Here is a 20,925-nt window from a genome sequence, read left to right on the forward strand (position 1 = left end):
ACTTCATAACCGCAATATTCCGATGATCTTAGATGAACTTTATATCAACACTTTTAATTGCTTTTCCTTGACCTAGATTAAAATTATAGTTTTTCTTTGTAAGAGCGTGTTATGTAGTATCATAAACATGTAAACTGTATAAAATCCCACCACATTTTAGGAGCTGGTGATATATGTTGAAAAAGAAAATTTTAATGTTAACTAGTATTATATTAATCATATTAATTAGTGTTGCAAGTATCTATTTTAAAATGAAATATGATGAAAAAGAAAAACAAAAATCAATTTATTATAAAGAACAACAAGCGCGCATTACACTTTATCTTAAGCATAATACTATAGAACCGAACACAATCAAATCTGTACATTTCACAAACTTGGAAACAAGTCCTATGGGAAGTGCTGTGATTGAAGGTTACATAAATGAAAATAAAGAAGATGATTTTGTTGCCTATGCATCACCTGAAAATAACTTTCAATTTGTAGGTGATTTAATTAAAAGTGAAAGATTAAGTGAGTTACTAAAACCAGCGCATCAATTAAAATCACCAGATGATATAAAAAAAGAACTAAATAAAAAGTAGAGTCACTAAAGTTAGGAGTTACTTTAATGAACAAAAAACATGTTTTTATAATTATTGGTGTCATTTTATGTATATGTATAGTTGCATCAGTCATTTATTTAAAAATGAAATTATGACGAAAAAGAAAAACAAAAAGCACTTTACTACAAAGGACAACAAGAGCGCATTACACTTTATCTCAAGCATAATACCAAAGAACCCAATACCATCAAATCTGTGCATTTCACAAGTTTAAAGACAGGACCTATGGGCGATGCAGTAATTGAAGGATACATCAATGAACACAAAAAAGCTGATTTTGTTGCATATGGGTCACCTGAAGAAAACTATCAATTCACTGGAGGATTGACAGGAAGTAATGAAGTCTTAGGAAAATTGAAGAACGCTGAAAATTTAAAATCTCCTGAAAAAATTAAAGAAGAAATAAACAAAAAGAAAAACACTAAACAGTGATTTTCACGTAATATTTAGCTTGATTTGTACATGTTTAATATCGATTGCTATCGAAGATATTTATGTTAGTAGGGTGTCGAATTTTATAGAAGCGGAATATCATATCGTTCAATTCTCAGTAATAGTTAATTCTAATATTCACGTTGTTGGATACGACGATAGTGGTACTATGATTTATAAACTATAACATTAATTATTACAGAACTATAAAAATTTTTCATTTTCCACCTTACATTAGGAGCTGGTGATACATGTCGAAAAAGAAAATTTTAATATTAACTAATATTATGTTAATCATATTAATCAGTGTTGTAGGTATCTATTTTAAAATGAAATATGACGAAAAAGAAAAACAAAAATCAATTTATTATAAAGAACAACAAGAGCGCATTACACTTTATCTCAAGCATAATACTATAGAACCGAACACGATCAAATCTGTACATTTCACTAACTTGGAAACAAGTCCTATGATTGAAGGTTACATAAATGAAAACAAAAAAGATAATTTTACTGCTTATGCTACACCAGAACATAATTATCAATTTGGTGGCGCTATGATAGAAAGTGAAAGATTAAGTGAATTACTAAAACCAGCACAGAAATTAAAATCGCCTGATGATATAAAAAAAGAGCTAAACAAAAAGAAGGGTCACTAAAAGTTGGAGGTGGTTAAATGTCCAAAAAACATGTTTTTATAATTATTGGTGTTATTTTATGTATATGTATAGTCGCTACGGTCATACATTTTAAAATGAAATATGATGAAAAAGAAAAGCAAAAAGCAATTTATTATAAAGAACAACAAGCGCGTATTACACTTTATCTCAAGCATAACACTAAAGAACCGAATACGATCAAATCTGTACACTTCACAAAGTTGGAAACAAGTCCTATGGGAAGTGCAGTGATTGAAGGATACATAAACGAAAACAAAAAAGATGATTTTGTTGCTTATGCATCGCCTGAAAATAACTTTCAATTTGTAGGTGATATAATACTAAGCAAAAATTTATCGGAAATAATTAAAATAAAAACAAAATCACCTGACGAAATCAAAGAAGAATTAGACAAAAAAGAAGGCCGCTAGGGTCTTCTTTATTTTTGATTTAATCTTCCAATAATCTATTTCATTGCTATCGAAGGTGTTTCGCAATTAATATAAATCACTTCATCATCACCAATACTTCGCCAGTTTTTTTACAGTACATTAACACAAGTGAACCCTATTAATATAAATGAAATAATAGTTTGGCCATTATAAAAACATTATATACCGAATAACAATGGCGATGACGTGATTTATTGACATTATCAAATTTTCTCAAATGTGTGTGATTTTTTATAAAAAAGGGTAGAGCAAGGTATAATATCCTTTCAATCTGTTTTCATATTTTATATATTTTTTAAATATAAGCGCTAAATGTTTTAACTAAAGCACAGATTGACAAGATGTTATACAGAATTTCAAATTCTATCCAATATTGTTCGAAGTGTAGTATCACTGGATTGGTATTAAACAATGTAAAGGAGAGATTGCAAATGCCGTATAATTACAAGAAACAAAATGGAGAGTTAATGTCTGTAATGAGCCAAGGTGAAAAGTTTATTCATCAATCACCCGTTAATGATGAACTTAGTGCATTGATTAAGTTATTAATTTCAAAAATTAACGGTTGTCATTATTGTGTTGATATCCATAAAAAAGAATTAAAGGAATTGGGTGTAACACAAATGAAAATTGATGAAGTCTTGAGTTTTAGACATTTAGATTTATTTACTGATCAAGAAAAAGTGACGCTTGAATTTGCAGAAATGTTAAATTCAATCAAAGACTTTAAGAAGTTTGAAATTATTGACCGGCTAAAATCATTTTATGATGAAGAACAAATTATTGATCTTGTCTTTGTTGTAAACCAAATTAACGGTTGGAACAGACTAAATATTATTAGTGATAAACTATAATTGTTCATATAAATACAGAGTTTCATCTCGAACGCTATATCATAACAAATCATGCCACTATACAGGTCAAATCTTGTATAGTGGCATTTTAAATTATCCCCTTGAGTGCTGTTATTTAACGAATATCGGTCCACCTGGTCCAACAGGGATACCTAATAAGAACCAAATAATGACAAATACTGTCCACGCAATACTTAGCGCGATTGAATACGGCATTAAACTAGAAAGTAAGGCTCCGAGTTTCATGCGTTTATCGTATTTTTGTGCATAAGTTAATAGTAAAGGTAAGTACGGCATCATCGGTGTAATTGGATTGGTAATTGAATCTCCTACACGGTAAATGACTTGTGTAAATGCGGGGTGAAAGCCGATAAGGATTAACATTGGTACGAATATCGGTCCTAAAATACCCCATTTAGCCGATGCGCTTCCGATTAACATGTTGACCATTGCACTCAGTACAATAATACCTAGTATCAATACAATACCGTTTTGATGTTCTAATAATTTGGCACCTTTAACAGCAGCGATAATTCCTAAATTACTCCACTTTAAATACGCAAGTAGCTGTGCTGCAAAAAACACAATAACGATAAATGTTCCCATTGATCCTACAGCATCGCCAAACATTTTACCTAAGTCTTTTGTATTTTTAATTTCTTTGCTTAAAATCCCATAAACTAATCCAGGTACTAAAAATACAACAAGAATAATTAATCCGACACCGTTAATTAATGGCGCATCGTCTAGTAAGCTGCCTGTTTTAGCATTTCTTAAAAAGCTATGTTCAGGAATGGCTGTAATAATTAATAAAATAATTGTGACTATGAAACTGATATTTGCCCATTTTAAAGCATGTGCTTCTTTGTCAGTAATATGTGAAGACGTTTCTTCATGATCATCATGCATTAAACGATCATCATATTGACCTAACCTAGGAATAATCAGTTTAGTTGTAACTAGCAATATCGTAGGAAGTAATACAACGACACTCACTGCGATAAAGTACCAGTTCATAGCAACATTTGTTTTAATAGAATCTGAAACGATACGTGTTGCTGGTTCTGTAAATGAATAGACTAAAGCATCTTGCATACCAACAACTATATTTGCGGCAAAGCCACCTACAGCGGAAGCATATGCCATCGTTAGTCCAGCGATAGGGTGATAGCCAATTTTAATAAAAAGCATCGCTGCGAGCGGCGGCAAGATAATTGTAGCAGCATCGCCGGCTGTACTACCTAAAATCCCAATTAATATAATAGTCGGTAAAATTAAGAAACGTGGTGCGCGATTCACAACAGAAATCATTAACTTGTCGAAGTATCCTGTTTTCTCTGCAACACCTATACCAATCATCATTGCTAGTACTAAGCCTAATGCTGGGAACTCTGAGAAATTTTTAATCGTATCATTCATTATCATTGTAAATCCATCATGGCTAATTATATTTTTAATATAAATGGTTTGATGCGTACCTGGATGCTTAACAGATACATTAAATAATGAGATAACCCACGTCATAATGGCTAAGCCCACACACATTAAAAAGAATAAAACGCTAGGATCTGGCAATTTATTTCCAATTTTTTCAACACTATTCAAGAAACGATTGACGATAGACCCCTTTTGTTGATGTTTTGATGTCATCAATGATTCCCCCCCTTTGTTAAATATTTAAAGTGTAACAAAAAATACTCTCAAAAGTAACAATTTTCAGAAAATGAAAAATCTAATATTGTTAAATATTTTGAGTTATTCAATAGAAATTGTATAGCAGAGAGTAGCTAAGACTGCCTGGAGACTTAGCTATTAGGTTTATGAAGCATTGAACAGTGGAAAATAAGGACTGTAAGTTTAAGATATGTTGTATAGGAGTGACTGAATGAAACGTTTGGAAAATAAAGTTGCAGTCGTAACAGGAGCAAGTACAGGTATCGGACAAGCTTCTGCAATCGCTTTAGCTCAAGAAGGTGCGTATGTATTGGCGGTAGACATAGCTGAAGCGGTATCGGAGACTGTCGATAAAATTAAAAGTAATGGTGACAAAGCAAAGGCTTATATTGTGGATATTGCAAGCGAACAACAAATTGACAATTTTGCATCAGAAATTAGAGAACAGATTGGGCATGTTGATGTGTTATTTAATAATGCCGGTGTGGATAATGCGGCTGGTAGAATTCATGAGTATCCAACAGATGTATATGACAAGATTATGAATGTAGATATGCGTGGAACATTTTTGATGACGAAAATGATGTTACCTTTAATGATGACTAAAGGTGGCTCTATTGTTAACACATCTTCATTTTCAGGACAGGCAGCAGATTTGTATCGCTCAGGATATAATGCTGCGAAAGGGGCAGTGATTAATTTTACTAAATCCATTGCAATCGAATATGGTAGAGATGGCATTCGAGCTAATGCAATTGCACCAGGTACAATTGAAACCCCGTTAGTAGATAAACTGACAGGTACTAGCGAAGATAAGGAAGGCAAAGCGTTTAGAGAAAATCAGAAATGGATGACACCGCTGGGACGTTTAGGCAAACCAGAAGAAGTAGGCAAGCTCGTTGTCTTTTTAGCATCTGATGAGAGTTCATTTATTACTGGTGAAACAATTCGCATTGACGGTGGTGTTATGGCTTACACATGGCCTGGTGAGATGTTGAGTGATGATTCGTGGAAGCGGACATTGGAATAATTGTTTTAAAATCGATATCCAGTGGAAAATAATTTGGCATGAAGTAGGCAATGTATGCATATTGTCGCAATGACAGACATATGAAATAGGGGGATTTAACATGAATATTAGACATATAAGAAATGCCACGGCCGTGATTGAGTATGGAGGTAAACGCGTTTTGATTGATCCAATGCTAAGTGACAAAGGCGCATTTGAACCATTTCCAAATTCACCGAGACAAGATGAAAACAATCCACTTGTAGAACTACCATTAGCAATTGAAGATATCATTAACAACATCGATTTAGTAATTTTAACACATTTGCATATTGATCATTTTGATCCGAAAGCGATTGAAGTATTGCCAAAAGATATTAAAATTTATACACAAAACGAAGCAGACGCTAGTGAAGTGGAGGGTTATGACTTTACAAACGTTTCGGTATTTAATGATGTGACACACATTGGAGAAATTGAGTTGATTAAAACAGATGCTCAACATGGGCATGGTGAAATCTTGAAAATGACAGGACATGTTCACGGTTTAGTGCTGAAACATTCTGAAGAGCCAACGTTATATTTAGCTGCTGATACGGTTTGGTTCGACGGTGTTGAGAAGACTTTAAAAGCGCATCATCCAGATATCATAGTACTTAATGGTGGTGCAAATCAATTCTTTGAAGGCGGGCCGTTAGTGATGGATGAACATGATGTATTGAAAGTCGCTCATACATTGTCGCTTGCTCAAATAGTTGTTGTGAATATGGAAGCGGTCAATCATTGGCATTTATCTCGTGAAGAGCTGAATGAATTTATAAATTCTAACGACTTAGGTAATAGAGTTGTTGTACCAAATGACGGGGAATTATTAACCTTTGAAAAATAAATATTTGTTTATTTGATGAAATGTATTGCTTAAAGCTAGTTTTAACGTATTTTACGTTGAAGCTGGCTTTTTTGTTTGATAAAAATTTTCAAAAAGACTTGAATTTGCTGAGAATGCGATGTTTATGGAGGGATTCATAAAATATAAATGTGCTTTCATTTACAACCTTTATTGACAATGATTCTCAACTAATATAGTATATAATCAAATCGTAATAGTTACGATTTGTTTTCTGCAACTTTTTTGAAGTTTTAGTTGAGGTGAAAACAGTAAAAGCATCTAAGTGAATGTAGTTAACGGACAACTGCATTCGCTTGTAGAGCCACAAGAAGCAACTTTAAATAAGGTTTACGGTTGCATGTTGATGCAACAACCGATTACTAAGTCATGCTTTCCACTTTGCGGATTAGCATGACTTACCTAATAGATGGGAAACTATTAGGTTCATCTTCTAAAAAATTACAGGTATAGAGGAATACAGTTGTTTGCTTCGCAACAACTGCATATAAAGCCATGCTTTTCGCTTTTGCGGATTAGCATGACTTACCTAATAGATGGGAAACTATTAGGTTCATCTTCTGAAAAATCACTTAAGGTAAAAGAGCTAGAGGAATACAGTTGCTTGCTTCGCAACAACTGCATAAGAGCCTCTAGTAATTAAAATTACAGAGGCTCTAAAAATACATCTAAAGGAGTGTCGTATGAATCGGCAGGTTATAGAATTTTCTAAGTATAATCCTTCGGGGAATATGACGATACTTGTTCATTCAAAACATGATGCTAGTGAATATGCATCTATCGCCAATCAGTTGATGGCCGCAACACATGTATGTTGTGAACAGGTAGGCTTTATAGAATCAACACAAAATGATGATGGCAATGATTTTCACTTAGTTATGAGCGGTAATGAATTTTGCGGTAATGCGACGATGTCATATATACATCATTTGCAGGAAAGTCATTTGCTTAAAGACCAACAGTTTAAGGTGAAGGTATCTGGCTGTTCGGATTTAGTGCAATGCGCAATTCATGACTGCCAATACTATGAAGTTCAAATGCCACAAGCCCATCGTGTTGTGCCAACAACAATTAATATGGGTAATCATTCATGGAAAGCAATAGAAATTATTTATGAAACATATGTACATTATGTGATTCCAGTTAGTCAAGTAACAACAGAAATTCAACATTTGGTTGAAACTTATGTGCGTGAGCAACAATGGAATCACAAATATAAAACAGTAGGTATGATGCTTTTTGATGAACAACGTCAATTTTTACAGCCATTAATCTATATACCAGAAATCCAAAGTTTAATTTGGGAAAATAGCTGTGGTTCTGGTACAGCATCAATTGGGGTTTTTAATAATTATCAACGTAATGACGCATGCAAAGATTTTACAGTACATCAGCCAGGGGGCAGTATTTTAGTGACATCAAAGCGATGTCATCAATTGGGATATCAAACTTCAATTAAAGGACAGGTTACAACTGTAGCTACAGGAAAAGCATATATAGAATAAGGAGCCTACAATGAATAACTTTAATAATGAAATCAAATTGATATTACAACAATATTTAGAAAAGTTTGAAGCGCATTACGAGCGTGTATTACAAGACGATCAATATATCGAAGTATTAGAAACATTGATGGATGACTATAGTGAATTTATTTTAAATCCTATTTATGAACAACAATTTAATGCTTGGCGTGACGTTGAAGAAAAAGCACAATTAATAAAATCACTGCAATATATTACAGCGCAGTGTGTTAAACAAGTGGAAGTCATTAGAGCTAGACGTCTATTAGACGGACAGGCGTCTACCACAGGTTACTTTGACAATATAGAACATTGTATTGATGAAGAGTTTGGACAATGTAGTATAGCTAGCAATGACAAATTATTGTTAGTTGGTTCAGGTGCATATCCAATGACGTTAATTCAAGTAGCAAAAGAAACAGGTGCTTCAGTTATCGGTATTGATATTGATCCACAAGCCGTTGACCTAGGACGCAGAATCGTTAACGTCTTAGCACCAAATGAAGATATAACAATTACGGATCAAAAGGTATCTGAACTTAAAGATATCAAAGATGTGACGCATATCATATTCAGCTCGACAATTCCTTTAAAGTACAGCATTTTAGAAGAATTATATGATTTAACAAATGAAAATGTCGTAGTTGCAATGCGCTTTGGTGATGGCATCAAAGCAATATTTAATTATCCGTCACAAGAAACAGCGGAAGATAAGTGGCAATGTGTGAATAAACATATGAGACCACAGCAAATTTTTGATATAGCACTTTATAAAAAAGCAGCTATAAAGGTAGGTATTACGGATGTCTAAATTATTAATGATAGGCACTGGTCCGGTCGCAATCCAATTAGCGAATATTTGCTATTTAAAATCAGATTATGAGATTGATATGGTTGGACGTGCCTCAACATCAGAAAAATCAAAACGCTTATATCAAGCGTATAAAAAAGAGAAACAATTTGAAGTCAAAATACAAAACGAGGCGCATCAACATCTGGAAGGTAAGTTTGAAATTAATCGTTTGTATAAAGATGTTAAAAACGTTAAGGGTGAATACGAAACGGTTGTCATGGCATGCACAGCAGATGCTTATTATGACACACTACAGCAATTGTCGTTAGAAACTTTGCAAAGTGTCAAACATGTCATTTTAATTTCACCGACATTTGGATCGCAAATGATTGTGGAACAATTTATGTCTAAGTTCAGTCAGGATATCGAAGTGATTTCATTTTCAACTTATCTTGGCGATACACGTATTGTTGATAAAGAAGCACCTAATCATGTGTTGACAACAGGTGTAAAAAAGAAATTGTACATGGGATCGACACATTCAAACTCAACAATGTGTCAACGAATCTCTGCTTTAGCTGAGCAGTTGAAGATTCAATTAGAAGTCGTTGAATCGCCACTGCATGCTGAAACGCGAAACAGCTCGCTTTATGTGCACCCACCACTATTTATGAATGACTTTTCATTGAAAGCCATTTTCGAAGGAACGGATGTACCGGTTTATGTGTATAAGTTATTTCCTGAAGGACCGATAACGATGACACTAATCCGTGAAATGCGTTTAATGTGGAAGGAAATGATGGCTATTTTACAAGCATTTAGAGTACCGTCAGTCAACCTGCTTCAATTTATGGTGAAGGAAAATTATCCAGTACGTCCTGAAACTTTGGATGAAGGTGATATTGAGCATTTCGAAATCTTGCCAGATATCTTACAAGAATATCTGCTTTATGTAAGATATACCGCAATCCTTATTGATCCATTTTCACAGCCAGACGAAAACGGACATTACTTTGATTTTTCAGCTGTACCATTTAAGCAAGTCTATAAAAATGAACAGGATGTTGTTCAAATTCCAAGAATGCCAAGTGAGGATTATTACAGAACAGCGATGATTCAGCATATTGGGGAAATGCTAGGTATCAAAACGCCAATGATTAATCAGTTCCTAACTCGCTATGAAGCAAGTTGTAAGACGTACAAGGATATGCATCAAGATCAACAACTATCTTCTCAATTTAATACAAATCTATTTGAAGGAGATAAGGCACTCGCCACAAAATTTTTGGAAATCAATAGAACGCTTTCATAATAAGGGTTTGAAGTTTTATAATAGAAAAAAATTATTGAATTATGTTTGACATTTACATAAAAATAAGCAAATAATTGAGAAAAATAATCATTACGATTTGATTAAGTAATGCAACTTATCAATTTAGAAAGAGGAAAAGCAAATGAGAAAACTAACTAAAATGAGTGCAATGTTACTTGCATCAGGGCTAATTTTAACTGGTTGTGGCGGTAATAAAGGTTTAGAGGAGAAAAAAGAAAACAAGCAATTAACGTATACGACGGTTAAAGATATCGGGGATATGAATCCGCATGTTTACGGTGGATCGATGTCTGCTGAAAGTATGATATACGAGCCGCTTGTACGTAACACGAAAGATGGGATTAAGCCTTTACTAGCTAAAAAATGGGATGTGTCAGAAGATGGGAAGACATACACGTTCCATTTGAGAGATGACGTTAAATTCCATGATGGTACGCCATTTGATGCTGACGCAGTTAAGAAAAATATTGACGCAGTTCAAGAAAACAAAAAATTGCATTCTTGGTTAAAGATTTCAACATTAATTGACAATGTTAAAGTTAAAGATAAGTACACGGTTGAATTAAATTTGAAAGAAGCATATCAACCTGCATTGGCTGAATTAGCGATGCCTCGTCCATATGTATTTGTATCTCCAAAAGACTTTAAAAACGGCACAACAAAAGATGGCGTTAAAAAGTTCGATGGTACTGGTCCATTTAAATTAGGTGAACACAAAAAAGATGAGTCTGCAGACTTTAATAAAAATGATCAATACTGGGGCGAAAAGTCTAAACTTAACAAAGTACAAGCAAAAGTAATGCCTGCTGGTGAAACAGCATTCCTATCAATGAAAAAAGGTGAAACAAACTTTGCCTTCACAGACGATAGAGGTACAGATAGCTTAGACAAAGACTCTTTAAAACAATTGAAAGATACAGGTGACTATCAAGTTAAGCGTAGTCAACCTATGAATACGAAAATGTTAGTGGTCAATTCTGGTAAAAAAGATAACGCTGTCAGTGACAAAACAGTCAGACAAGCGATTGGTCATATGGTAAACAGAGATAAAATTGCCAAAGAAATTTTAGATGGTCAAGAAAAACCAGCAACTCAATTATTTGCGAAAAATGTAACAGACATTAATTTCGATATGCCAACACGTAAGTATGACCTTAAAAAAGCAGAATCATTATTAGATGAAGCTGGTTGGAAGAAAGGTAAAGACAGCGATGTTCGTCAAAAAGATGGTAAAAACCTTGAAATGGCAATGTACTATGACAAAGGTTCTTCAAGTCAAAAAGAACAAGCAGAATACTTACAAGCAGAATTTAAGAAAATGGGTATTAAGTTAAACATCAATGGCGAAACATCAGATAAAATTGCTGAACGTCGTACTTCTGGTGATTATGACTTAATGTTCAACCAAACTTGGGGATTATTGTACGATCCACAAAGTACTATTGCAGCATTTAAAGCGAAAAATGGTTATGAAAGTGCAACATCAGGCATTGAGAACAAAGATAAAATATACAACAGCATTGATGACGCATTTAAAATCCAAAACGGTAAAGAGCGTTCAGACGCTTATAAAAACATTTTGAAACAAATTGATGATGAAGGTATTTTTATCCCTATTTCACACGGTAGTATGACAGTTGTTGCGCCGAAAGATTTAGAAAAAGTATCATTCACACAATCACAGTATGAATTACCATTCAATGAAATGCAGTATAAATAAAGGAGCGTTTAGATGTTCAAATTTATCTTAAAACGTATTGCGCTCATGTTTCCATTGATGATTGTAGTAAGTTTTATGACATTTCTATTGACGTATATTACAAATGAAAATCCAGCTGTGACAATTTTACATGCACAAGGAACGCCAAATGTAACACCAGAGTTGATTGCAGAAACGAATGAGAAGTACGGTTTCAATGATCCATTATTAATTCAATATAAAAATTGGTTACTTGAAGCGATGCAATTTAATTTTGGTACAAGCTACATTACAGGTGATCCTGTTGCTGAACGCATTGGTCCAGCATTTATGAATACATTGAAATTAACAATGATTTCAAGTGTTATGGTGATGATTACATCAATTATTTTAGGTGTAGTTAGTGCATTAAAAAGAGGAAAGTTCACTGATCGTGCGATACGTTCAGTGGCTTTCTTTCTAACTGCATTACCATCATATTGGATAGCTTCAATACTTATTATTTACGTTTCAGTGAAGTTAAACATATTGCCGACTTCTGGATTAACAGGTCCAGAAAGTTACATATTGCCAGTGATCGTTATTACGATTGCCTATGCTGGTATTTACTTTAGAAATGTTAGACGCTCGATGGTGGAACAATTAAATGAAGATTATGTACTTTATTTAAGAGCAAGCGGTGTGAAATCTATCACGTTAATGTTGCATGTGTTGCGTAATGCTTTACAAGTTGCGGTATCAATCTTTTGTATGTCTATACCAATGATAATGGGTGGACTAGTTGTTATCGAGTATATCTTTGCATGGCCTGGATTAGGTCAATTAAGTTTAAAAGCAATACTTGAACATGATTTTCCAGTCATTCAAGCATATGTATTAATTGTAGCGGTATTATTTATTGTATTTAATACATTAGCAGATATCATTAATGCGCTATTAAATCCAAGATTAAGGGAGGGCGCACGATGATAATTTTAAAACGATTATTACAAGATAAAGGTGCAGTGATTGCTTTAGGCATTATTGTATTATATGTCTTTTTAGGATTAGCAGCACCACTTGTGACATTTTATGATCCTAACCATATCGATACAGCAAACAAATTTGCTGGCATGAGTTTTCAACATCTACTAGGTACTGACCATTTAGGTAGAGATATTTTAACTAGGTTAATTTATGCGATTAGACCAAGTTTGTTATATGTCTTTGTTGCACTATTTGTTTCTGTACTTATTGGATCTATTTTAGGATTCTTATCAGGATATTTCCAAGGGTTTGTTGACGCCTTAATCATGCGTGCGTGTGATGTTATGTTGGCATTCCCAAGTTATGTTGTAACGTTAGCATTAATTGCATTGTTTGGTATGGGTGCCGAAAATATTATCATGGCATTTATTTTGACGCGTTGGGCATGGTTCTGTCGCGTTATACGTACAAGTGTTATGCAGTACACTGCTTCTGACCATGTAAGATTTGCTAAAACAATCGGTATGAATGATATGAAAATTATTCACAAACATATTATGCCGTTAACATTAGCAGATATTGCTATCATCTCTAGTAGTTCGATGTGTTCAATGATCTTGCAAATATCTGGCTTTTCATTTTTAGGATTAGGTGTCAAAGCGCCTACTGCAGAGTGGGGCATGATGCTTAACGAAGCTAGAAAAGTGATGTTTACACATCCTGAAATGATGTTTGCGCCAGGTATTGCCATAGTGATTATAGTCATGGCATTTAACTTCTTATCCGATGCTTTACAAATTGCCATTGATCCCCGCATCTCTTCTAAAGATAAACTTCGTTCTGTGAAAAAAGGAGTGGTGCAATCATGACATTGTTAACAGTTAAGCATTTGACGATTACAGATACCTGGACAGATCAACCACTCGTGAGTGATGTGAATTTTACATTAACTAAGGGTGAAACTTTAGGCGTTATTGGAGAAAGTGGTAGCGGTAAATCAATTACATGCAAATCGATTGTAGGTTTAAATCCAGAACGATTACGCGTAACAGGTGATATAACCTTTGATGGTAAGTCAATGTTGTCGTTATCGGAAACACAATTGAAAAAATACCGTGGTAAAGATATTGCGATGGTCATGCAACAAGGTAGTCGTGCCTTTGATCCATCAACTACTGTCGGTAAACAAATGTTTGAGACTATGAAAGTACATACGTCAATGTCTACACAAGAAATTGAAAAGACATTGATTGAATATATGGATTATTTAAGTTTGAAAGATCCTAAACGTATATTAAAATCATACCCTTACATGTTATCAGGAGGAATGTTACAGCGATTGATGATTGCTTTAGCGTTAGCTTTGAAACCAAAGTTAATCATTGCTGATGAGCCGACAACGGCTTTAGATACAATTACACAATATGATGTACTGGAAGCATTTATAGATATAAAAAAACACTTTGACTGTGCGATGATTTTCATTTCACATGATTTAACGGTTATTAACAAGATTGCAGACCGTGTTGTTGTGATGAAAAATGGTCAACTGATTGAGCATGGTACGCGTGAATCAGTCTTGCATCATCCAGAACATGTTTATACGAAGTATTTATTATCCACTAAGAAAAAGATTAATGATCATTTTAAACATGTGATGAGGGGTGATGTACATGATTAAAATTAAAGATGTTGAAAAGTCATATCAAAGCGCACATGTTTTTAAGCGTCGTCGAACACCTATCGTGAAAGGTGTGTCATTTGAGTGTCCAACCGGTGCGACGATTGCGATTATCGGAGAAAGTGGTAGCGGTAAATCGACGTTGAGTCGTATGATATTAGGTATTGAGAAACCAGATAAAGGTTGTGTAACCTTAAATGATCAACCGATGCATAAGAAGAAAGTGAGACGTCATCAAATTGGTGCTGTATTTCAAGATTATACGTCATCATTACACCCATTTCAGACTGTTAGAGAAATCTTATTTGAAGTGATGTGTCAATGTGATGGACAACCTAAAGATGTTATGGAAGTCCAAGCAATTACATTGTTGGAAGAAGTTGGTCTATCTAAGGCATACATGGATAAATATCCTAATATGTTATCAGGTGGAGAGGCACAGCGTGTTGCGATTGCGCGCGCAATATGTATTAACCCTAAATATATTTTGTTTGATGAAGCCATTAGTTCACTCGACATGTCAATTCAAACACAAATATTAGATTTATTGATTCATTTACGTGAAACGCGTCAGTTGAGTTATATTTTTATCACACATGATATTCAAGCTGCCACGTATTTATGTGATCAATTAATTATTTTTAAAAACGGAAAAATAGAAGAACAAATTCCGACAAGCGCATTGCATAAAAGTGACAATGCTTATACAAGAGAATTAATAGAAAAACAACTATCATTCTAAGGAGTGAGATAATGAAAGGTGCAATGGCTTGGCCCTTTTTGAGATTATATATATTAACATTGATGTTCTTTAGTGCCAATGCAATCTTAAACGTGTTTATACCTTTACGAGGGCATGATTTAGGCGCAACGAATACGGTTATCGGTATCGTTATGGGGGCATACATGTTAACAGCAATGGTATTTCGACCATGGGCAGGACAAATTATTGCTCGTGTCGGTCCCATTAAAGTATTAAGAATTATTTTGATTATCAATGCCATAGCTTTAATTATTTATGGTTTTACTGGCTTAGAAGGTTATTTCGTAGCACGTGTTATGCAAGGTGTGTGTACGGCATTCTTTTCTATGTCTTTACAGCTAGGTATTATTGATGCATTACCGGAGGAACATCGTTCTGAAGGTGTATCATTGTACTCGCTATTTTCAACGATTCCAAACTTAATCGGACCATTAGTTGCCGTAGGTATTTGGAATGCAAATAATATTTCACTATTTGCAATTGTCATTATCTTTATCGCATTAACAACAACATTCTTTGGCTATCGCGTGACCTTTGCTGAACAGGAACCCGATACGTCAGATAAGATTGAAAAAATGCCGTTTAACGCTGTAACTGTTTTTGCGCAATTTTTCAAAAATAAAGAGTTGTTGAACAGTGGTATTATCATGATTGTTGCATCGATTGTATTTGGTGCAGTTAGTACATTTGTACCGTTATACACAGTGAGTTTAGGATTCGCGAATGCGGGAATCTTTTTGACAATACAGGCCATCGCAGTTGTTGTGGCAAGATTTTACTTAAGGAAATACATTCCGTCAGATGGTATGTGGCATCCTAAATATATGGTATCTGTACTATCATTATTAGTAATCGCGTCATTTGTAGTAGCATTTGGTCCGCAAGTAGGTGCAATTATTTTCTATGGCAGTGCAATATTAATAGGAATGACACAAGCAATGGTGTACCCAACATTAACATCATACTTAAGTTTCGTCTTACCAAAAGTAGGTCGTAATATGTTGTTAGGTTTATTTATTGCCTGTGCAGACTTAGGTATATCGTTAGGTGGCGCATTGATGGGACCTATTTCCGATTTAGTAGGATTTAAATGGATGTATCTAATTTGTGGTATGTTAGTCATTGTAATAATGATTATGAGTTTATTGAAAAAACCAACACCACGCCCAGCAAATAGTCTTTAATGAAGTGAATTAAAGCATATTAAGTTAATGAATATTTAAATTTTAAAAGGTATATTGAGCATGGCGATTCATGTGCTTCATGCTAGGACATGAAACATTCTATATGGCTCGTTTTTAGAACGACAGTATATCTAAATAAAGCACGCTTAAAAGTGAGTTGTGATACTGACTTTTAAGTGTGCTTTTTGATGTGTATGGATAATGGATAATACTCTGAAAAAATTTACATGAAAATATGCAAAGCGAGTATAACTGCTAATTGATAGAAATAGCTCACCATAAAATTACGGTTTGATTTTAAATATAAGTAAGTCGCACTACTAGCTAGTATCAATGCTGGAATGAATTCCCACCATGTATTAATGTATGGATAATAGTACAGTGTTTCAAGGATAACGGATAATACTATTGTAATCTTTAAAGGTATTAATCTGCTTAATTCTTGAATTAAAATATGACGGAAAATAAGTTGACAAATCAAAGTATTTAATATAATGGTTAACGAAAATATAGCTATTAAACTGATGGAACCATATTCTCTAATGAGCGGGTAAATGTCAAAGACAGTAAAGGAATCTACATTTAGTGCGAAAATAGCGAAATGATTTAAAAGTAAAAAGAGTACGATACTTAATGTAAATGATATAAGAATATGCCATTTATATTTAGCACTGGCAACGATTTGCATACGTATCATTGGAACAAATGCATCTTCATGCATCCGACGAAAAATAGCTAGTGAAATAATAACTGCGAGTAAATAGCTAATGTTCATTGAAATAGGAAAAGAGAAACCCCATGGGGCTTGTTGAGTGAATACAGCTACTAACCCAAAAGTTAAAAAAACGATAATGATTGGCAAGATGTTAACCAAAAATATATAAAGGAAAATAAATCCAATATCACGTTTGAAAAAACGCGATTGTTCGGTAGCGTATTCTTCTTCTATGTAATGTTTATTTGTATTTGACATAGTATACCTCTTAAATAGTTGTATTATATAGATACTTTAGCACATATTACTTTGTATTGTATGTTTTATACATTAAAATTTAAAATGAAAAACATATCATAAAATTGTTTTATAAAATGAAGCGCTTCCATTGTGTTTTATTTTGTAAGGTGTATCATAAATATTGAATTGAAATTTTTTGGGGGAGGGATTGTAATGACGTTTCTTACAGTCATGCAATTTATAGTTAATATTATCATTATAGGCTTCCTGCTTACGGTCATGGTTATCGGGCTTATTTGGTTAATTAAAGATAAAAGACAATCACAACATAGTGTATTAAGGAATTATCCTTTACTAGCACGTATTAGATATATTTCAGAAAAAATGGGACCGGAATTACGTCAGTATTTATTTTCTGGGGATAATGAAGGGAAACCTTTTTCACGTAATGATTATAAAAATATCGTTTTGGCTGGAAAATATAACTCTCGTATGACCAGCTTCGGTACTACTAAAGATTATCAAGACGGCTTTTACATACAGAACACAATGTTTCCGATGTAACGTAATGAGATTTCAGTAGATAATACAACATTGTTATCAACATTCATTTATAAAATCGCGAATGAGCGTTTATTTAGTCGTGAAGAATATCGTGTACCGACAAAGATTGATCCGTATTACTTAAGTGATGATCATGCAATAAAATTAGGTGAACATTTAAAACATCCGTTTATTTTAAAACGTATCGTAGGACAATCGGGTATGAGTTATGGAGCCTTAGGAAAAAATGCCATTACAGCTTTATCTAAAGGTCTAGCTAAAGCGGGCACTTGGATGAATACAGGTGAAGGTGGCTTATCAGAATATCATTTAAAAGGTAATGGGGATATAATTTTCCAAATTGGTCCCGGTTTATTTGGTGTTCGTGATAAGGAAGGTAATTTTAGTGAAGGTTTATTTAAAGAGGTCGCACAGTTAACTAACGTTCGCGCATTTGAGCTGAAGTTGGCACAAGGTGCTAAGACTCGTGGTGGTCATATGGAAGCTGAAAAGGTAAACGAAGAAATTGCTAAAATCCGAAATGTTGAACCTTATAAAACAATCAATTCACCTAACCGTTACGAATTTATTCATAATGCTGAAGATTTGATTCGTTTCGTCGATCAGTTGCAGCAATTAGGTCAAAAACCAGTAGGATTCAAAATTGTAGTAAGCAAAGTTTCAGAAATTGAAACACTTGTACGTACGATGGTGGAATTAGATAAGTATCCAAGCTTTATTACGGTTGACGGTGGTGAAGGTGGTACTGGTGCAACATTCCAAGAATTACAAGATGGTGTTGGCTTACCGCTATTTACAGCTCTACCTATTGTGTCTGGCATGTTAGAAAAATATGGTATTCGAGATAAAGTGAAATTAGCGGCATCTGGTAAGTTAGTGACACCAGATAAAATTGCGATTGCACTAGGTTTAGGTGCAGATTTTGTTAATATTGCACGTGGCATGATGATTAGTGTCGGTTGTATTATGAGTCAACAATGTCATATGAATACATGTCCTGTAGGTGTTGCAACGACAGATGCGAAAAAAGAAAAAGCATTGATTGTTGGAGAAAAGCAATATCGTGTCACAAACTATGTAACAAGTTTGCATGAAGGCTTATTCAATATTGCAGCAGCTGTTGGCGTATCAAGCCCTACAGAAATTACTGCTGATCATATTGTATATCGAAAAGTCGATGGTGAATTGCAAACGATACATGATTATAAATTAAAACTCATTAGTTAACTTATTTATTTCGGGAAAATGAAAGCAGCGGATTTTAGCGTTACTGCAAATAATTTTATATTAGTAGTGGATGTTGGTCACACAAGAATTTCAAATATTAAAGCCCTCAGAATATGAATTAAGGTTTGTAACCTTAGTCTTATCTGAGGGCATTTTTATGTTATAAACTATTTGTCGTCCATTTTATCTTTTTCTTTTAAGCCTCTGTGCTTTAATTGCTTTTCAAGTTTTTCAAAACTAATATCTTTATTTTCTTTAGTTGAAACACCAAGACGTTTATTTAATTTTTTCATGTCAACTTCTGTGTAATCTATGTCTAAGTGTTCAATTGCTTTTTTATCTTTATAGTCTACTTTGTATTTTACGCCTTTAAGGTCTTTGAAAATACTTTCAGATTTGGCGAATAACTTTTTGGCTTCGTCTTTATCCATACCTAGATCGTCATATTTAATTGTGTTGATTGTAGACTGTTTTAAAACTTTATCATCTTTATATGTGATAGAAGTTAGTACATGTTTACCACTAACATCACCTTCATATGTTTTGGTTTGTTCTTTACCACAAGCTGATAATGCAATGACACAAACTAATGCTACTACAATTAATGAACATAATTTTTTCAAAGTCAGTCGCCTTCTTTCGATATTTGTATTATAAAGAAATTATAACATTTACTAAAAAATGATGTTATTCAAAAATTTAAATTTTGATAATTTTTTTGTAAATATGAGGTTTTTGAAGCGGATTTCTCACAAAGTTTTTAAAAATATTTAAGCCTGAAAACGATAAAACGGTAGAGAACGTAGTGTGTTCCACTGCTGATTTCTTTTTGAGCATTATAGACGGTATGTTGGAAGAAAAGAACAAAAGCTTGTGTACGATAGTATATAGGGACTAAGATTACGACGGATGTGTCGGTGATATTGACGTACTTAAATACGTACGCTATAATTAGCGTATCAGAAGACAAAGGAGGGTTTATATGATTATCACTAGCCCTACAGAAGCGAGAAAAGATTTTTATCAATTACTAAAAAATGTTAATAATAATCACGAACCAATTTATATTAGTGGCAATAATGCCGAAAATAATGCTGTGATTATAGGTTTAGAAGATTGGAAAAGTATACAAGAGACAATATATCTTGAATCTACTGGTACAATGGACAAAGTAAGAGAAAGAGAAAAAGATAGTAGTGGTACAACAAATATAGATGATATTGATTGGGATAATCTGTAATGAGCAATTACACGGTTAAGATTAAAAATTCAGCGAAATCAGATTTAAAGAAAATAAAACATTCTTATTTAAAGAAGTCATTTTTAGAAATTGTTGAGACTTTAAAAAATGATCCGTATAAAATAACACAATCCTTTGAAAAATTAGAACCTAAATATTTAGAGCGATATTCAAGAAGAATTAACCATCAGCACAGGATCGTCTATACCGTAGATGATCGAAATAAAGAAGTATTAATACTATCGGCATGGTCACATTATGATTAATGGATATTCAACATCTGAATAAGTTTAATGATAAGTTAAATAAAGAAACTAGTATTTAAGTGTAGGAGAAATTGCGGCGTTAATGCGTTGTTATCTCTACACTTTTTATTTTTTTAATAGCGCAAGACTAAACAGATTG

General features: G+C 33.6%; 20 protein-coding genes and 2 pseudogenes. 19 read left to right on the plus strand and 3 right to left on the minus strand.

Annotated elements, in window-relative coordinates; genetic code table 11:
• Positions 1-173: 173 nt before the first annotated feature.
• The 5 genes and pseudogenes from NST10_RS11045 to NST10_RS11065 all read left to right on the plus strand — a co-directional run bounded on the left by NST10_RS11045 (position 174) and on the right by NST10_RS11065 (position 3,002).
• Entirely contained in the window at positions 174-584 is a 411-nt protein-coding gene (locus NST10_RS11045; RefSeq protein WP_000914139.1) for a DUF1433 domain-containing protein, read from the plus strand.
• 26 nt (positions 585-610) lie between these two features.
• A pseudogene (locus NST10_RS11050) lies at positions 611-1,037 on the plus strand (DUF1433 domain-containing protein).
• A gap of 251 nt (positions 1,038-1,288) precedes the next feature.
• A complete protein-coding gene (locus NST10_RS11055; protein ID WP_339209828.1) occupies positions 1,289-1,696 on the plus strand; it encodes a DUF1433 domain-containing protein in 408 nt (135 codons plus the stop codon).
• A gap of 17 nt (positions 1,697-1,713) precedes the next feature.
• Complete coding sequence (locus tag NST10_RS11060; protein ID WP_000037500.1) at positions 1,714-2,127, plus strand: DUF1433 domain-containing protein; 414 nt, start codon at positions 1,714-1,716, stop codon at positions 2,125-2,127.
• 452 nt (positions 2,128-2,579) lie between these two features.
• Positions 2,580-3,002, plus strand: coding sequence for a carboxymuconolactone decarboxylase family protein (locus tag NST10_RS11065; protein WP_001146762.1), 423 nt, complete (start codon positions 2,580-2,582; stop codon positions 3,000-3,002).
• Positions 3,003-3,113: 111 nt separating this feature from the next.
• Here the strand turns inward: NST10_RS11065 and NST10_RS11070 are convergent, their stop codons facing one another.
• The gene (locus NST10_RS11070; RefSeq protein ID WP_000202030.1) at positions 3,114-4,652 is read right to left on the minus strand and encodes an AbgT family transporter; all 1,539 of its coding nucleotides are present in this window, start codon (positions 4,650-4,652) and stop codon (positions 3,114-3,116) included.
• Positions 4,653-4,887: 235 nt separating this feature from the next.
• On the opposite strand from NST10_RS11070, the gene NST10_RS11075 reads away from it, so the two are divergent.
• The 11 genes from NST10_RS11075 to NST10_RS11125 all read left to right on the plus strand — a co-directional run bounded on the left by NST10_RS11075 (position 4,888) and on the right by NST10_RS11125 (position 16,534).
• Positions 4,888-5,706 (plus strand): SDR family oxidoreductase, encoded by an 819-nt coding sequence (locus NST10_RS11075; RefSeq protein WP_000824929.1) that lies wholly within the window; start codon positions 4,888-4,890, stop codon positions 5,704-5,706.
• 100 nt (positions 5,707-5,806) lie between these two features.
• A complete protein-coding gene (locus tag NST10_RS11080) occupies positions 5,807-6,574 on the plus strand; it encodes an MBL fold metallo-hydrolase (protein ID WP_001026125.1) in 768 nt (255 codons plus the stop codon).
• Positions 6,575-7,275: 701 nt separating this feature from the next.
• Positions 7,276-8,097, plus strand: a complete 822-nt coding sequence (gene cntK, locus NST10_RS11085) for a histidine racemase CntK (RefSeq protein WP_001081692.1) — start codon at positions 7,276-7,278, stop codon at positions 8,095-8,097.
• 10 nt (positions 8,098-8,107) lie between these two features.
• The gene (cntL, locus tag NST10_RS11090; RefSeq protein ID WP_001058852.1) at positions 8,108-8,926 is read left to right on the plus strand and encodes a D-histidine (S)-2-aminobutanoyltransferase CntL; all 819 of its coding nucleotides are present in this window, start codon (positions 8,108-8,110) and stop codon (positions 8,924-8,926) included.
• Complete coding sequence (gene cntM, locus NST10_RS11095) at positions 8,919-10,220, plus strand: staphylopine dehydrogenase CntM (protein WP_339209832.1); 1,302 nt, start codon at positions 8,919-8,921, stop codon at positions 10,218-10,220. Before cntL ends, cntM begins: the two co-directional genes overlap by 8 nt.
• Before the next feature lie 142 nt (positions 10,221-10,362).
• Entirely contained in the window at positions 10,363-11,961 is a 1,599-nt protein-coding gene (cntA, locus tag NST10_RS11100) for a staphylopine-dependent metal ABC transporter substrate-binding protein CntA (protein ID WP_001229077.1), read from the plus strand.
• 12 nt (positions 11,962-11,973) lie between these two features.
• Positions 11,974-12,909 carry a nickel/cobalt ABC transporter permease gene (gene opp1B, locus NST10_RS11105; protein WP_000472237.1) on the plus strand — a complete coding sequence of 312 codons (936 nt, stop codon included), beginning with the start codon at positions 11,974-11,976 and terminating at the stop codon, positions 12,907-12,909.
• Positions 12,906-13,775, plus strand: a complete 870-nt coding sequence (gene opp1C, locus NST10_RS11110) for a nickel/cobalt ABC transporter permease (RefSeq protein WP_000584765.1) — start codon at positions 12,906-12,908, stop codon at positions 13,773-13,775. The genes opp1B and opp1C overlap by 4 nt, the downstream gene beginning before the upstream one ends.
• A complete protein-coding gene (locus NST10_RS11115; RefSeq protein ID WP_000173876.1) occupies positions 13,772-14,587 on the plus strand; it encodes an ABC transporter ATP-binding protein in 816 nt (271 codons plus the stop codon). The genes opp1C and NST10_RS11115 overlap by 4 nt, the downstream gene beginning before the upstream one ends.
• Positions 14,580-15,329: an ABC transporter ATP-binding protein gene (locus tag NST10_RS11120; RefSeq protein WP_339209837.1), complete on the plus strand. Its 750-nt coding sequence runs from the start codon at positions 14,580-14,582 to the stop codon at positions 15,327-15,329. Before NST10_RS11115 ends, NST10_RS11120 begins: the two co-directional genes overlap by 8 nt.
• Positions 15,330-15,340: 11 nt before the next feature.
• A complete protein-coding gene (locus tag NST10_RS11125) occupies positions 15,341-16,534 on the plus strand; it encodes an MFS transporter (RefSeq protein ID WP_000675407.1) in 1,194 nt (397 codons plus the stop codon).
• A gap of 223 nt (positions 16,535-16,757) precedes the next feature.
• Here the strand turns inward: NST10_RS11125 and lnsB are convergent, their stop codons facing one another.
• Entirely contained in the window at positions 16,758-17,507 is a 750-nt protein-coding gene (gene lnsB, locus NST10_RS11130; RefSeq protein WP_339209840.1) for a CPBP family lipoprotein N-acylation protein LnsB, read from the minus strand.
• Between the two features lie 195 nt (positions 17,508-17,702).
• Between lnsB and NST10_RS11135 the strand changes: the two are divergent.
• Positions 17,703-19,280 (plus strand): annotated as a pseudogene (locus tag NST10_RS11135) (FMN-binding glutamate synthase family protein).
• A 167-nt stretch (positions 19,281-19,447) separates the two neighbouring features.
• Here the strand turns inward: NST10_RS11135 and NST10_RS11140 are convergent.
• The gene (locus NST10_RS11140; protein WP_000732090.1) at positions 19,448-19,903 is read right to left on the minus strand and encodes a YehR family lipoprotein; all 456 of its coding nucleotides are present in this window, start codon (positions 19,901-19,903) and stop codon (positions 19,448-19,450) included.
• 359 nt (positions 19,904-20,262) lie between these two features.
• Between NST10_RS11140 and NST10_RS11145 the strand changes: the two genes are divergently transcribed.
• Both NST10_RS11145 and NST10_RS11150 read left to right on the plus strand, forming a co-directional pair.
• Positions 20,263-20,520 carry a type II toxin-antitoxin system Phd/YefM family antitoxin gene (locus NST10_RS11145; RefSeq protein ID WP_000587617.1) on the plus strand — a complete coding sequence of 86 codons (258 nt, stop codon included), beginning with the start codon at positions 20,263-20,265 and terminating at the stop codon, positions 20,518-20,520.
• The gene (locus NST10_RS11150) at positions 20,520-20,786 is read left to right on the plus strand and encodes a Txe/YoeB family addiction module toxin (protein WP_000074047.1); all 267 of its coding nucleotides are present in this window, start codon (positions 20,520-20,522) and stop codon (positions 20,784-20,786) included. Before NST10_RS11145 ends, NST10_RS11150 begins: the two co-directional genes overlap by 1 nt.
• Positions 20,787-20,925: the final 139 nt, after the last annotated feature.

The sequence above is a fragment of the Staphylococcus sp. FSL W8-0305 genome (genome assembly GCF_037966415.1).
Taxonomy (GTDB): Bacteria; Bacillota; Bacilli; order Staphylococcales; family Staphylococcaceae; genus Staphylococcus; species Staphylococcus aureus.

Bases quoted from the DNA above. Each gene is read 5' to 3' on its own strand.
- NST10_RS11045 (WP_000914139.1), top strand. From the start codon at position 174: ATGTTGAAAAAGAAAATTTTAATGTTAACTAGTATTATATTAATCATA.
- NST10_RS11055 (WP_339209828.1), top strand. From the start codon at position 1,289: ATGTCGAAAAAGAAAATTTTAATATTAACTAATATTATGTTAATCATA.
- NST10_RS11060 (WP_000037500.1), top strand. From the start codon at position 1,714: ATGTCCAAAAAACATGTTTTTATAATTATTGGTGTTATTTTATGTATA.
- NST10_RS11065 (WP_001146762.1), top strand. From the start codon at position 2,580: ATGCCGTATAATTACAAGAAACAAAATGGAGAGTTAATGTCTGTAATG.
- NST10_RS11070 (WP_000202030.1), bottom strand. From the start codon at position 4,652: ATGACATCAAAACATCAACAAAAGGGGTCTATCGTCAATCGTTTCTTG.
- NST10_RS11075 (WP_000824929.1), top strand. From the start codon at position 4,888: ATGAAACGTTTGGAAAATAAAGTTGCAGTCGTAACAGGAGCAAGTACA.
- NST10_RS11080 (WP_001026125.1), top strand. From the start codon at position 5,807: ATGAATATTAGACATATAAGAAATGCCACGGCCGTGATTGAGTATGGA.
- cntK (WP_001081692.1), top strand. From the start codon at position 7,276: ATGAATCGGCAGGTTATAGAATTTTCTAAGTATAATCCTTCGGGGAAT.
- cntL (WP_001058852.1), top strand. From the start codon at position 8,108: ATGAATAACTTTAATAATGAAATCAAATTGATATTACAACAATATTTA.
- cntM (WP_339209832.1), top strand. From the start codon at position 8,919: ATGTCTAAATTATTAATGATAGGCACTGGTCCGGTCGCAATCCAATTA.
- cntA (WP_001229077.1), top strand. From the start codon at position 10,363: ATGAGAAAACTAACTAAAATGAGTGCAATGTTACTTGCATCAGGGCTA.
- opp1B (WP_000472237.1), top strand. From the start codon at position 11,974: ATGTTCAAATTTATCTTAAAACGTATTGCGCTCATGTTTCCATTGATG.
- opp1C (WP_000584765.1), top strand. From the start codon at position 12,906: ATGATAATTTTAAAACGATTATTACAAGATAAAGGTGCAGTGATTGCT.
- NST10_RS11115 (WP_000173876.1), top strand. From the start codon at position 13,772: ATGACATTGTTAACAGTTAAGCATTTGACGATTACAGATACCTGGACA.
- NST10_RS11120 (WP_339209837.1), top strand. From the start codon at position 14,580: ATGATTAAAATTAAAGATGTTGAAAAGTCATATCAAAGCGCACATGTT.
- NST10_RS11125 (WP_000675407.1), top strand. From the start codon at position 15,341: ATGAAAGGTGCAATGGCTTGGCCCTTTTTGAGATTATATATATTAACA.
- lnsB (WP_339209840.1), bottom strand. From the start codon at position 17,507: ATGTCAAATACAAATAAACATTACATAGAAGAAGAATACGCTACCGAA.
- NST10_RS11145 (WP_000587617.1), top strand. From the start codon at position 20,263: ATGATTATCACTAGCCCTACAGAAGCGAGAAAAGATTTTTATCAATTA.
- NST10_RS11150 (WP_000074047.1), top strand. From the start codon at position 20,520: ATGAGCAATTACACGGTTAAGATTAAAAATTCAGCGAAATCAGATTTA.